Source organism: Rhodococcus sp. NPDC055024 (assembly GCF_053608585.1).
This window is the reverse complement of the sequence record NZ_JBSGVT010000011.1, coordinates 26356-40193: the sequence shown is the minus strand read 5'-3', so window position 1 is coordinate 40193 and position 13838 is coordinate 26356. Positions and strand designations below refer to the sequence as shown.

Genomic DNA, 13838 nt, shown 5'->3' with positions numbered 1-13838 from the left:
CCGAAAATTCGCTGCTGGCAGGACGGGGTTCAGCGAGGGAGGATCTCAAGATCCGAACGGCGCGGGAATTCGATCGAGAGAACCGACTGCCCCGACGCCCGAGTGGGCGAGCGTGGTTGCGCCGCGCAAGACGAACAGCGGTGGCAAGGCGCCGCCGTTCGCTTCCGAACCGCTGATCAGATCACCTTCCGGGGTGAACGCGATCGCCTCACCCTGCGGCTGGTTGGGTAGCGGGACGTGCACCGGAGTGGTCCTCGTGAACGCGGACGCGATGTCTCCGTCCGGGGCCGAATAGAGGTACACGTCAGAGTAAGTACGTAGTGCCGCCACGGTGCCGTCGGCGCTGACGGCACCGCCTGTCACGGCTTTGCTGCCCTCCGTGCCCTTGTAGCCCCCGGGCGTCGCCGTTGGCGCGATGGTCACTGACCCGACTTTGCGGAGCGCTGTGACGGTATTGACGGCAAGCTCGGAAGTGGTGAGAGCATCTGCGGGGGTATAGATTCCGGCGGTCCCCGAGAAGTCTTTGGTCACGATGATCGGTGTTTCGGCCCGAGTCAGCAGGAGTGCCTCGGCGTTGTGGGCGCCGTCCGGATAGGACAGTCGACGAGCGCCGGAGGTGACACCCGCGGGTGTCATCGGAATCAGGGCGACAGTAGAACGCTTGGCCTTGTTGTCACCGATGTCGGCGAGCCAGAGAGTTCCATCGGTGGTAGCCGCGAGGTCCTCGACGTCGACTCGCGGCACAGGGACGGGTATCCACCGCCTCACGCGACAGTGTGCATCCAGTTCTGCCACACGGTCGTCGGAATTGCTGTCACCGATGGCATACATATTTCCGCCGGCGACGGTCAAGCCTGACAACTCCTCGAGTCCCTCGTCGGTCGGAGTGCACAAGGCCCTCCACGAGGAAGCATCGACGGCGGTGCGCTGCGGGCTCGGCGTAGCTTCCGCCGTCGGAATCAGGGCGAGGGCGCCCAGCGTCGTTGCTGCTGCGAGCGCGAGCGCTACCGGCATCGATTTCACGAACAGTGTTCCTTTTCCGCGGAAGTGGGTCAGCTCTGGCTGAGCTTGCCGAAGATGGATTCGAAGAACGATCCGAGATCCGCAGATCCGGTGCTGGGGTTGGTTGTGCCGGGTTCGGTTGTGCCGGGGTCGACGATCGGTGCTTCGACCACCGAGACGGGAATATTCGTCTTGAACTTCTTGCCCGGAATTGTTTCGCACTCCGACTTCACGACGTAGTCGCCGACTGCGAGCGGGCCGAAGGAGATGGGGCCGACATCGACACCCTCCTTGATGTACTTGATCTTCTTTTCGTCGACCGTCTTGTCTGCAGCGTTCTTGACCTTGAACTCACATTCTTTCAAGCTGTTCTCGTCGGCGGTCGGGTTCACGGTGATAGTGAGGTCGGGATTTGCGATGACGGTGATGGCGGGGTCGGCCGAGGCCAATACCGGTGTCAGGAGGAACAATGGCACGGTCAAGCCGGCGATAGCGGCGGTACGGATGGAAATGCTTTTCATGTTCGGGTGTTTCTTTCGTCCAGCGCTTCAAACGAGACAGGTGTACTCAGAGTCCTCGCGAGCGCGAAAGTGGTTGGTGCCATGTGGATTACCGCATCTCGGATGAGCGGCTGTGCTGGACGATAACACTAAAGCTTCTCGAGATGGTGAGCTACGTCCGTAGCTTTGCTGCAGTGCTGCCACTTGAAATGTAGGTCGATATCTGGCTTCACGTCACCTCAATTGATGACCCATCCGGGTAAAATGTAGCCCAACTACTGCCAAAGAATCTCTGCTATCTTTCGATCTGATTCGCCCGGTCCTGTACTGCGTCGCGTGCGGAGAACCATGAACTGAACTGTCCCACTTGGCTTTCACTCCAGATAGAGGATTCATGAACCGAACACTTTTCCGTGCATCTGTTGCCGCGGCACTCGCCGCACCGGTTGTTCTGCTTCCGAGCGGTGTCGCAGCCGCAGCACCGACCGTCGGTGTCGCCGGAAACGGCGATTTGACCATCACCATCACGCCGACTGCCGATTCAAACGGATTGCGCGAGTGTGAATTCAAGATCTACGACTCGTCCGAGACTCGGGTGGCGAAGAAGGAAGCGAAGTACAAGGACGGTGCTGCCGTCGAGTCGATCACCTTCGGTCCGTACGCAGCAGGTCTCTATTCCGTGTCTTGGGAATGCAAGGACAACAACAAGACGAAGTTCCAGAACACAGTCTCGGTGCGTGTGGGTGAAACCACCGTGGTCTCGAGTGTCGAAGATCTGCTGGGTCCGCTGCGTGCGCTGCTTGGTGGTTTGAGTCTGAGTTGATCGATATTCGACGACCGGCCGAGGGGCGTGCGGAGTGGGATCTGCTGCGAACTCGGCTGACAGTAGTTACTAACCTGTAGACGGGCCTGTCAGACAATTGTGGTTCGCCGGGGCCTCCTTGATTCGCGAGCTGTGCCCGTTTTAACGCGCTCGAGCGTTGATCGACCTCTACCGTATTGGTCCTGCTGAGGCCTGCCCATTGCAAACCCCAGCGTCTCGACCGTATTCCGCAACTGTCACGAAAACGGTCCTTCGCGATCACGGGCGGCAAGATCAGCGGTGTGCTCAGTGCCAAGAACGCTCAGTTCCTCGGGTTGGGCATCAAGCGTTCGGCATGCTGTCTTGCTTTCTGGCCCCGATTATTTCAATGCTGATTGCCCGCGAGGCGATCGCCTGACTCGGCGGCGCGCTTCTCGTGCCCAACGCGTTGGCGATTCTAGGGCAGGAGTATTCCGGTCCACAGCGGACCGTTGCGGTGGCGGTCCTGGCGGGTGCCGCGTTTGCTTTGTTAATTGGCGGTCTGCTCATCCAAGCCCTGGGATGGAGGGCGCCCTTCGCGCTGTTGCTCGCCATCATGGCAGGGACAATGGTCATCGCATCACGTTTGGTCTTTATCTGGATTCAATTCCGTGGGACCGTCGACAAGACGAGTATCGCGTTGTCAGCCGTCGGGGTGCTGTTGTTTATCGCCACCATCAAATGGATCTGATCATGGGGCTCGTTCTCGCCGCCGAGTCCGCGCCGGTGAGTGTGCTCGGACTCACATCTGTGCTCGCGTTGCTGGTGATCGGCGGCCTCGTCCTGCAAATGTTCGTCGCCTGCCAGCACTTGTTGCTCCAGGGCGAAGGAACATCCTTACTCGAACCTTCGGTGTTCGAGTCTGATCTCAACCGAGCATGTTTGAGTGGGTTGGTCGCGGTAAACCTTTTGATGGCCGGTGTGAGCTACCTGCTACCGCTGTACACCCAGATGGTGTTGGGGACGAGCCCTTTGGGCACGGCAATGATGTTGATACCTATCCCATTGACCGCACTCGCCTCCGCGTCGGCAACACCTGCACTGATGCGACTGCTTGCGTGCCAAAGGCTCCTGACATGGGCGCATGCACTCGCCGCGGCGTCGGCGATTCTGTTGGAACTGACTCTCTCGAACCGATGGTCCGGTGCATGGATATTGGTCAGCGAAGTTTGCTTGGGTATCGGTATCGGAGTCGGATTGAGCGCGGGCAGTGCGCTTCTCATGGTGACCAACCCTCCTGTTATCGCTGGCGAGATCGAAAGTGCTCGGGAAATGGCGAACTCTCTCGGCCTCTGCACCGGCACCGTCGTCGCCGGGGCGATCCTGATGTCCGAGCTCGCACAGTCCGCTTCGGTCCGAATCGCGAACTGCCCAAATCTACTGTCCAGCAGCAGTATCGACGTAACTGCCAGTTCGGTAGGTTTCGTTGCTAACGATGACCTCCGCGCCAGTCTCGCCGGGATAGAACTGACCTCGACGCAACTCGATCAGGCGGTGGAGATCAACGTCGAATCCAGGCTGGTCGCGCTACCGGCGAGCCTCTCTGCGCTCGGGTTAGCGGCGCTCCCCCCGATCGTGACGTTCCGTCACCTGCCGAATCGCTGGAAGGAGGCGGATTGACAAGATGTCGTCGGTTCTAGATCAACCACTACCACCGAGTCGAGAAGCGAAGTGGCCCCGGTGCCTTTCAATAGGAAGAGCTTTCGTTCGGACGCAATTGATGTGGCTCGGCAACGCGATGTTGGCGACCTTGCTGAATTCGGCGAAGAATACGAAATGAGTACTCTCGTTGGCGCCCCGGCGACCTCAACACCGCCCAGCCGATCAGAGATTCGACCGTGGTTGGTAGCTGCGAGAGCCAGGGGCCAACTCGCGCCGACAACCTTGCCAGTGCAGCCGACGGCTGTGCCTTACCTCATCGGAAGTTGCAACCGCCAAACAATTTTCGTTAGTTTCAGAGTTGACAGATCGCCCCGAGCGTCCCGAGGAAGTGTTTGGTGTACTGGTTGTTGGCGGCGCGAGTGTAATGGGCAAGCGCATGTTTGACACTGGGGAGGGCGCAGGTCGGAGGATCCATCGTTCCACACGCCGAGCGCATGGTCAGATTGCCGATGGCAGCGGAGGCTTAGTTCGACCCCAGCGTTGCGTCTGTCTGTCCAGGAGAAGGTCTCGGAACCTGGTTGAACGGGGGGACTCGTCCTGTCATGCCAGCCGGAGCAGACCGTGCACTCCGTTTGGCGACGTTGACGGACACTGCAGTGCGGGAGCGTAGTTCGATAGGGTGAGCCGTGACGGTGGAGATCGTTGATGAGGTTTGTTCAGTGAAGCGCCGAACATTTGTTCTTTCCGCTGCTCTGGCTGTCGTGGGGGCGCGAGTGTTACGCCAGCCGATCCCACTCGTGTGCCCTGTGCGGCGTGCACTTGTATATCGGGGCCCGGCGTCGTCGCCGGGGTGTCCTGAGGCTGTTGTGCGGTTGTTGGAGTCTGCGCCGGACCCGTACGAGGTCACTTTTTGCGGTCCGGCTGAGGAGATTCCGCTGACCGCGGCCTCCTTGGCAACTGTGTCGCTTTACGCGCAACCAGGCGGCGGGGAGCTCGCATCGGCGTGGGTCCACATGGAACAACATGCAGAGTCGATTCGCGAGTGGGTTAACCCCGGCGGGCGTTGTCTCGGGTTTTGTCTAGGCGGTTATTTGGCAGGAGTCACACCGGGTTTTGGGCTCCTTCCGGGTGACACCGCGCGGTATATCTCGTCCCGGAACTCGGAGATCGACACCACCGGCATCACGGCGGTCGAGGTGGGTTGGCGGGGCGAGGGGCGTTCGATGTTCTTCCAGGACGGTCCGATATTCGTGCTGCGTGACGATGCTTCGGTGGAGGTCTTGGCGAGGTACCGAAACGGGAAAATTGCAGCGGCGACGGTCGGCTTCGGGCGCGGTCGCGTGGGTGTCGTCGGACCGCATCCGGAAGCCGACCAACCTTGGTACACGAACGGTCTGACGAATCCGGACGGGATTTGTTTCGACCTTGGCCACGATTTGATCGCTTCGGTCAGCCATGTCCCTGGGCAGAGCGCGTGAGTGCCTGTTCGGTAACTGCTCGCTTACTTCGATTGGCGACCATCGTCACGAACGCTTCCAATGGTCCGCGGCCAGTAGTGAGCCTCACGAAAATTCCGATCGCGAACGCGGTCATCGCCTGCAGAAGGTATCCCGTCCAGGCGCTGTAGGTGTCGTAGTTCGAGTTGATGAACCAGATATGGAGTACGTACAGCGTCAATGTCATCGAGCCAGCCGCTGCCAAGGGCATCATGACGAGATTGGTCAACTTTCCCAATCGTGTGCCTGCGAGATGACCGAGGAACAGCATTGCTCCGATGACTGCTGTCGACGAGCCGATCGTTCCTAACAGATCCAATGGTGTGCTGCTGTGAGGGCCGTCGACGGCGAGCCACCACCACGTCGATCCGTAGACCGAGCCGTCGGCTCCGTAGGAGATGAGGTCGAGGATCTCCTGGCGCGGCAGTTCGCTGCTCGCGACGAGGCTTTCGAGTCCGCCGAAGTGAAAGATGAGGATCTCGGAGAGAATGCGGGCCCCGACAGCGAGTGCGGTACCGAACATAAGCAGGGAGCCTGCAACCGTGGCTGAGGTCAGCCGCAGGCGTCCGATGACGATTCCGGCGCAGATGTATGCCGTCCAAGGCAGAGCCGGGAATTCGCCGTTCAGCAGGAGTTCGGTGGCCCAGCCGGCCGGGTTCTCGATGATGCCGATCAGCGTTGGGTTGTCCAGACTCGGTGCAGGCAGTGATGTTCCGAAGAATTCGATGGCAGCTGGTACGGCGACCGCGATCAGTAGCCCGAGGGCGGCGAGGGTGCGGGTGGGGAGGAAGACCAGGGGGATTGCGAGGAGGAAGAGAATCGCATAGTACGGCAGGATGACCACGGCGTACTCGGCGTCGGTGTATCCCATGATCAAACCGATAGCGCCGACTGCTGCTGCTCGTGCTGCCAGTGACGCGGCGGTAGCTCCACGGACGCCGCGTTCTACTCGGGCACGGCTGGTGGTGAACGCGATTCCGACTCCGGCCAGGACCGCGAACAACGCTGATGATCGACCTGCCGCGATGCTGTAGGACAGTGTCGGTGATCCGTTGTCGCCGACTGCGACGAGGGAGTGGACGGCCATCATGCCGAGCAGTGCGATGCCGCGGGCGGCATCGATGCCGAGAAGGCGCTGTTTCGTTGCGGCGGGGATGGCTTCGGTTGGTGCGAGCGGGCTGGCGGTCATCGGGTCATCACCGCGTTGATCAGGCGGTGACCCAGATCGGTGGCGACATGGTGTGGCGGGACTAATCCGTCGTCCGTGTACCAGGATTCGTCTGCTTCTGGATGCGGTCCGACTACTCCGACGCGCCCTGTTCCGTAGTCGACCTTCAGTGCGGCGATGCTTCCGTTCCTGTACCGGGCGAGAATGTCAGCCTCGTTGGCGTAATAGTCCCGGTAGCGGTGATCGAGCGAGAAGTACGGTCCGTCCTGGAAGTACATCTCCTCGATGTGGCCCCGCCAATCAATTTCGAGGACAGTGCTTTTGGTGTCGTGCACTTCGGCGCTGCGCAGGGCTACGTATTGGTCGGCATCGCCCGGTAGCAGTTCGAATCCTGGGCTGCGGCCTGCGAGATAGCCGCCGAGGCAGAATCCCAGGTAGCGTCCGCCGGCGCGGATGAAGTGTTGTATCGCGGGCACGTGTCGGCGTAGGTGTGTGAAGGCGCTGTCCAGGTCACCGCCGCCGGGTTGGGCATAGAGTACTGCGGAATGGAGGGTTTGTTCGTCGATCTGCAGTTGTTCGTCGGGTCCGACGAAGTGCACGTCGAAGTTCCAGGCGCTCGACGACAACAAATCAGCGACAGCTTCCGGGCATCCGGGGAGTGATGCGGGGCCGCGGTAGACGAGTGCTCGTGGGTGGGGCCGGGTGCTGTAGTTGCCGCGAGCGCGGGATTTGTTCCCGGACAGTGATACCCATTTCATGCGGGTACTCCTTCGGCGACGTTGATGACGGTGACGTCGAAGTGATTCGTCGACCTGTCCGCGGGGGGATGGGTCGTGTCGGCGCGGATCCCTTCGGCAGGGATTCCCCGCCAACTCGTCTTCGGTGGAAGCTCCTCGCCTTTCATGAGGAGCGACAGTGGACTCAGCGAGGCTTGTTCGCCGATGATCGTGTCGTAGAGGATGATCGACCGTGTCCCGATGCTGGCGCCGGCTCCGACGGTGATCGTGGACATTTTCATGACGCGGTCCTCGAAGAGGTGTGTCTGGAGCGAGGCTTCAGTGCCGATGGTGGCGTCGTCGCCGACGTGGACGAGGTCGAATTCGGTGAGATACGTGGTTCCGAACCACACGCGCTTGCCGATCGTCGCACCGAACCAACGCAATATCATCGGCAGGAACGGTGTGCCGACGAGCATTCCGACGCCTATCGGCACGGCTGCACTCTCGTAGAGTCCTGTCGCGAACTCGGAGCGGCGAACGAATTTACTCCACAACGGTTCCACGCGGGGTCGATAGCGCCCGACCGTGTTTCGCTTGACTGCGGCGCAGAATCCGATCACTGCGAGGCTGGAGGCCATTGCGACGAGCGGTGCCACCAGTGCCGGTACGGCAAGCTCACGTCCGAACGCCAGCGAGGACAGGACCAGCAGATACAGGTAGAAGCTCACGCCGAGAACTGTGGGTGGCAGTGTGGCGCGGAAGAATTCGATTACGTAGCGATCGCGCACCACCTCCTGTGGGGGTGTGTAGGTGAGTTCGTCGTCGTAGTCGCCGCTGTCCTGGCGGTTCGGCAAATAGATGGCCGGTGACCCGAGCCATGACGTACCTGCAGGAACGCCGTTGACGGGCGGTACCGTCGCGACGCCGATCAGCGCATTGTCGCCGATGTCCATGCCGGACGGGACGACGGCTGCATTGCCGATGAAGGTGCGTTCACCAATCGTCGTGGGCTGAAACATTATCCGGCCGTTCGCGAAGCTCGCACTGCCGACGCTGGCCATGTCGGCGACGAAGCTGTCCTTGCCGATGGTGAGCATGTCCGGGTCGATGTGCGAGACGGTGGAGACTTCTGCGCCGCGGCCGATGTTCGCCCCCAGTAGCCGCAACCATGGTGCGGTGTACAGCGTTGCGTACAGCGAGTTCGTGAACAGCAAACTGAATTCGAGCAGTTTGTCGACCATCCACTTGCGGATGCCGAGACCCGAGCGGGCGGGATGCATCCCGGTGGGAGCAATGCGGAGAACGAGATACTTGTTCACGGCGACGAACACGCAGACCGAGACCACGAAGACCGGTCCGCTCAGCAAGGTCGCCACTAAGCCCGCCAACACACCCCATGCCAGCAGGGCGCCCCAGACCAGCGCTATGCCGGGAACTATCAGAGCGATGGCACCCACTTCCAGGGCAGTCAGGCCCACGAGCGCGGCCAGGATGTGCCGCACTTTCCAACGCGCCCGGACACTGTCGGCGCGCATCATGGTTTCCACCGCCGGATCCATTGCTTCGGTGGGTGCTGCTGGCGACCCGGCCCATCTCGCTTCCTGCGGCACGATGTGATCGGAGGGCAACAAGGACTGATCTCCGAGGACCGCGCGCGCTCCGACAGTCGATCCCGGTTCGAGGACGACGTTAGCGCCGACGAACGCCCCTGGTTCGATGACGATCTTTCCGACCACGACCGCGCCGGATTCCACGCGCCAGGGTCTGATGGTCGCGCCGTACCCGATCGATGCCCCGGCGCCGATGTCGACCAAGGTCGGCAACGATATCGAGGACGTCGCGATGGTCGTGCGATGGCCGACCTTCGCGCCGAGAATACGGAGATAGATCGACATCAGCGGTGATCCGCTGACTACCGGCAAGGCGCCGATCGCCAGGAGTAAGTCGAGGGTCCACAGTCGCAGATATGTCGGGCCCCAGAGCTTGTACTGTCCCGGCTTGATTCCGGCCGCAAGTGGCCGCGCGCTGAGCACCGGCAGGAGCCAGCGCACACAGAGGTACGTGAGCATGATCGCTGCCAACATCTCGAACAGGACCGGCACGGAGACGAAACCGTCGTTCTTCGTGTAGACGAACGAGACAGGGAGCGTGGTGATCAGTAGGAACACATAGATCACCGCCAACTGGATGCCGCCCGCGCGCGCGACGTCCGTATCGGCATGTGTGACAGTGACGTTCGCGTCGATCGGTGAATTAGAGTCGTTTGCTGCAAGCTTCGCCGTGATCGAGCGGATGGTCGGGTGGCTGTACAGATCGCGGATCGAGGGAGCAGCACCGATTCCGCTTTCGCGAAAGGCGGATACGACGGTGGCGGCTAGCAGCGAGTGCCCGCCGAGGTCGTCGAAGAAGCTCGCTTCGACCGACAACTCTTCTGTCGGCACACCGAACGCCTGGGCCCAGATCGCGCGGATCTGGGCCTCCGGCTCGTTGCGAGGTTCGACTACCGGCCCCTTCGGTGCCGAGAACCGCCGCCGGGTCGGATCCGGAAGCTTCGACCGATCCACCTTGCCGCTAGGCATCACCGGCAGCTCGGAAATGACGTCGACAAAGGTGGGCGCCATGTAGGCAGGGAGTCGTTGCGAGACTGCTCTTGCGAGTTCCCCGACAAGGTATTCGTCTTCGATCGGGTCGACGAGGACGATGTAGGCGCACAATTCCGACGGCGTCGCCTCGCCCGATACGGCCGGTACGAGTGCCACGACAGCCTCCGATACCGACGGATGCTCGAGGAGGACGCTCTCGATCTCGCCGAGATCGACACGGTGCCCACGAATCTTGACCTCGGCGTCCGCGCGGCCCAGATATTCGATCTCACCCTCGGTCGTCCATCGGCCGAGATCGCCTGTCCGGTAGAGCTTTTCGCCCGCAGGCACCGAAAAATGATCGATGAACCGATCTGCTGTCAGGTCGGGGCGTCCGACGTATCCGCGGGCGACTCCGCGCCCGCCGATGCAGATCTCACCTACCTCCCCATGGGGAACAAGCCCACGAAATTCGTCGAGAATTACCACGGAATACGTCGGCAGAGGCCGCCCGATCGTCACCGCACGGCCCGGCAGAAGCTCACCCCACGTCGCGGTGACCGTTGCCTCGGTCGGCCCGTACGTGTTGAGGATCCTGCGCCCCGGACGCGACCACCGTTCGACCAACTCACGCGGGCACGCCTCACCTCCGACCAAAAGATTCCGAATCTCGGGTAGGTCGCGTGGGATCGTGGCAAGCAAAGTCGGCACGCAGTAGAGCGTGGTCACGGCGTTTTCGTCGAGGAAATCCGCCAACTCGCCGCCGAGGCGACGACTGTCCGTCGGCCCGGCGACGATCGTCGCACCGCGAGCCCAGGTAGGCCAAATCTCCTCGATCGAGAAATCGAACGAAATCGTCATCCCCTGGTAGACACGGTCATTCGGCTGAACGTCGTACACGTCCGGGACCACGTCGAGGAAGTTGCAGATACTCGACTGAGCAACCTCGACCCCTTTGGGGCGACCACTCGAACCCGAGGTGTACAGGATGTAGCACGCGGGATCCGGATCCGATCGCGGATCCAAAACCGGACGCTGCCGTCCGTGGGTGTTCAACTCGTCTATAGCCGCATCCAGCGAAAGGCACTCGACCGCGCATTCTTTGGTCCTTGGCGCCAGCTCGGACGAGGTCAGCACGAGCTGGACCGCGGCGTCCTCGACAACGTACGCCACACGGTCTGACGGCGCGCCGGGGTCGATCGGTACGAACGTACCTCCGGCCTTGAGGACACCCAACAAACTCACATACGTATCCATCGAACGATGCAGGAAGATCGCAACGCGGGAACCCACCCCGATCCCTCGCGTGATCAACAACTGCGCCAACTGATTCGATCGCTCGTCGAGCTGGCGGTAGGTGATTGCGACACCATCACACTCGAGTGCAATAGCGCCTGGAACCGAGTCCGCACTCGCCTCGAAGACATGATTCAACCGGCGAGGCCGCGACGACCGAACACCGTGCCGGGTATTCGACCCGGCCCAGGTGTCAATCCACAGACCGTTGTAATCCGACATGACGTCCCTTTCGCGGGATCCGTCCCGCCGTTCCACGGCGTGCGCTACGTACATCAGCGCACGCAGCTCTGTGCTTCAGAAATTAACTAGCTGAGTGATTGCAGTGGGGAACGCTACGTCGTTTCTCGGGAAAAACCTAGCGCGCGAATCATCTGAATCCGCCCACCGACCATCTCCGAAATTCGGTTGCTGCCTAGCGGCAAACGTCCCTATTGTCGGGAAATTCCCGCTGCCAGCATATTTGCAGGTAATTGTCAGGTAACACGCGTAGCAAACTCCGGGAGAGTGGACGAAATTTCGCAGTCGCGGGAAATGTGACTTTAGTCCCATTGTGCATGTTTGCGTTCCGTGACGACCGTCGAAGACTTGATGCATCACAGGCTCCACACATCCGAGACATGGATATATGTGCAGCACAGCGCATCATTTGTCCGAATTTCAGCTCTCACGTCGGGAATTTTGAACGACGCCAAAGGTCCCGACGCAGAGCTCGCAGGGAACCGAAAAATGCGGAAACTCCGAGCGATACATCCCTCGTCCATTGCCTACCGTCGAGCACCCGAGGGCAATGGACAAAAGCCAGCGACCCCCGGCCTCCGGCGCAATCGACCGTAGAAAATTGCCCAATGAAGAGCGCGCAGGACGACTGCCCTCTCGTGTTCCTCTCACCATTCCCGATATCGAGTGGTGCTGCGGAATTGATCCTTACCGATTGGTAACTATGTAAGTCTGGACTCAAGCACGGAGCCTGGGTAGGTGGCGGATGCATCGATGATCGAGTGCCCGGAATCCGGTCTCAGGCGTCGAGCAGACCGATTGTCAGCGAGCTCCTGCGCCCGTGATGACGGGTCTGTGTTCCGCCATGCCTCTGTTGCTGGGAAGTTTTCGCAGGTTTCGACGACGACGATGTGGGCCGCGAGATCGTGCTCTCCCGACCGTAGGGAGTCGATGTGCGATGGATCGTGTAAGGGATCAGCGGTGCCGGCTGTTTGAGCGAAATTCGGCGGGCGCAGGCTCAGAGCCGAGGTGAGGAGACGGGCGCCCGCCTCCGTTGAGTGACCAGGCGGTCGACGGGCTCCCAAATACTACTGAACTCTGAACTCGTCTTCTGCGAAAGGCGATACCCACGAGGTATTTACACGTTCTGCTGCGTAATTCCGGAAGTCCAGCAATCGGGACCCGCCACCCCCATCGCCATGATCTCGCGAAATTGCGATGAATCCGGCTGGTCGAGATAGGGAGGTCTCTTCAGACTGCCCGCCAGACGAGGGCGATGGCGGGTGTGTTGCAGCCGAGGACGAAGGCAGTTTCTACTGTCATGTCGAGCCATCCGCGTTGCCGTGTCCGGCGGGTGTCGAGCTGGTGGTGAGGTCATGGTGCGGGGGAGGGGTGGATTGGATTGGTGCTTCGAGTCGGATGAGGCGTTCTTCGAGGACTCCGGTTATGGCGAGGAGTCCGAGCAGGGTGTGTTCGGCAACGTCGTTGCCGAACTGGACGTGGCTGAGCCGCGTTGTTCGCAGGAGTGAACACATGGGAGCGTCGTCGTTAATGGGCAGTTGTTCTCGAGTTGGCGGTCAGCCGCTCGGTAGGGAGGCCGCAGCAGCTCCTGCACGTGCGGATCATGCAGACAGACGGAAGAGGCGGCTTCCTGCCTGGTGGGGTGGGTGATGGGCTGGCACCGAGGTGGAAAGCAGCGCTCCACCGTCGCCGATGTTACTGCGTCATCGCTGACCGGTCGCTGCGCGGGACGAAATTGTGGCGCCACTGCCTGCAGCAACCCCGGGTTGCCGGTGGTGACCTATTTCTTTCCCTGTTCACGACAAGTGCATCGAACTGCACAGAAAGTCGCCGTCATCGGGGTACCACCTGCCGCTCGGGCCCGTTTCGCGGTCGATAGGTTCGCCCGTGCCGGCTACCTGCGTAGGTCGGCTACCCAACCCCATAACCGAAGTCGGCAGAGCATAGTCTGCAGCGTCATCTGTAAGGTGGTGCGACAGTTCCTTCCTTCGGTCCGGAATCTTCTTCCTTGCAGTCGATTTCGTCGAAGTTTGATGATTTGACCGACAAATGTTAACTCTACGATTCGTCTATGTGGCCCGATTTCGCCTGAATGGATCGGGTAACTTGGACTTCAGTGAGGTACTCGCGGGGGTGAGCTTGACCCCGATGAGCGACGTAATGCTCAAAGGGTTCGCTGGCACCGTCTCTGTAGAGGCGAGAACAGCTGGCTTTGCCGACCAGTTTCGATGGGCGCACGTCCGCCGGTGGGGTTGCCACCCGATCGGGCGGTCGCTCTTGCCGATCGACATCGGCAATCGGCGGTCGTGGATCAATCGATGAGGTTCCGCCGACACGCTCGACTGCTAGCGGGGTTTCACGGTACGTCCGGTCCCATTGTTGACGATGATCC

At 60.9% G+C, this 13838-nt stretch carries 10 protein-coding genes and 1 pseudogene; 5 read left to right on the top strand and 6 right to left on the bottom strand.

Annotated features, from left to right (window positions below):
* Window positions 1–45: 45 nt before the first annotated feature.
* On the bottom strand, window positions 46–1014 hold the full coding sequence (locus ACWF6P_RS22005; RefSeq protein ID WP_452622618.1) for a hypothetical protein: 969 nt from the start codon (window positions 1012–1014) through the stop codon (window positions 46–48).
* Between the two features lie 38 nt (window positions 1015–1052).
* A complete protein-coding gene (locus ACWF6P_RS22000; RefSeq protein WP_452622451.1) occupies window positions 1053–1523 on the bottom strand; it encodes a hypothetical protein in 471 nt (156 codons plus the stop codon).
* 373 nt (window positions 1524–1896) lie between these two features.
* Here ACWF6P_RS22000 and ACWF6P_RS21995 point away from each other — a divergent pair, with 373 nt between their 5' ends.
* The 5 genes and pseudogenes from ACWF6P_RS21995 (at window position 1897) to ACWF6P_RS21975 (ending at window position 5423) form a co-directional block, all read left to right on the top strand.
* Window positions 1897–2325, top strand: coding sequence for a hypothetical protein (locus tag ACWF6P_RS21995; protein ID WP_452622450.1), 429 nt, complete (start codon window positions 1897–1899; stop codon window positions 2323–2325).
* Window positions 2326–2740: 415 nt separating this feature from the next.
* Window positions 2741–3034: a hypothetical protein gene (locus ACWF6P_RS21990; protein ID WP_452622449.1), complete on the top strand. Its 294-nt coding sequence runs from the start codon at window positions 2741–2743 to the stop codon at window positions 3032–3034.
* Between the two features lie 2 nt (window positions 3035–3036).
* Complete coding sequence (locus tag ACWF6P_RS21985) at window positions 3037–3963, top strand: hypothetical protein (RefSeq protein WP_452622448.1); 927 nt, start codon at window positions 3037–3039, stop codon at window positions 3961–3963.
* A 668-nt stretch (window positions 3964–4631) separates the two neighbouring features.
* A pseudogene (locus ACWF6P_RS21980) lies at window positions 4632–5033 on the top strand (BPL-N domain-containing protein); the annotation flags it as partial.
* A 3-nt stretch (window positions 5034–5036) separates the two neighbouring features.
* On the top strand, window positions 5037–5423 hold the full coding sequence (locus ACWF6P_RS21975; protein WP_452622628.1) for a hypothetical protein: 387 nt from the start codon (window positions 5037–5039) through the stop codon (window positions 5421–5423).
* On the opposite strand, the gene ACWF6P_RS21970 is transcribed toward ACWF6P_RS21975, so the two are convergent.
* The 4 genes from ACWF6P_RS21970 to ACWF6P_RS21955 all read right to left on the bottom strand — a co-directional run bounded on the left by ACWF6P_RS21970 (window position 5395) and on the right by ACWF6P_RS21955 (window position 12960).
* Window positions 5395–6630, bottom strand: coding sequence for a heparan-alpha-glucosaminide N-acetyltransferase domain-containing protein (locus ACWF6P_RS21970; protein WP_452622447.1), 1236 nt, complete (start codon window positions 6628–6630; stop codon window positions 5395–5397). The genes ACWF6P_RS21975 and ACWF6P_RS21970 overlap by 29 nt on opposite strands.
* Window positions 6627–7367, bottom strand: a complete 741-nt coding sequence (locus tag ACWF6P_RS21965; protein ID WP_452622446.1) for a BPL-N domain-containing protein — start codon at window positions 7365–7367, stop codon at window positions 6627–6629. Before ACWF6P_RS21965 ends, ACWF6P_RS21970 begins: the two co-directional genes overlap by 4 nt.
* On the bottom strand, window positions 7364–11428 hold the full coding sequence (locus ACWF6P_RS21960) for a Pls/PosA family non-ribosomal peptide synthetase (RefSeq protein ID WP_452622445.1): 4065 nt from the start codon (window positions 11426–11428) through the stop codon (window positions 7364–7366). The genes ACWF6P_RS21965 and ACWF6P_RS21960 overlap by 4 nt, the downstream gene beginning before the upstream one ends.
* Window positions 11429–12744: 1316 nt before the next feature.
* Window positions 12745–12960 carry a hypothetical protein gene (locus ACWF6P_RS21955; RefSeq protein ID WP_452622444.1) on the bottom strand — a complete coding sequence of 72 codons (216 nt, stop codon included), beginning with the start codon at window positions 12958–12960 and terminating at the stop codon, window positions 12745–12747.
* Between the last annotated feature and the right edge of the window lie 878 nt (window positions 12961–13838).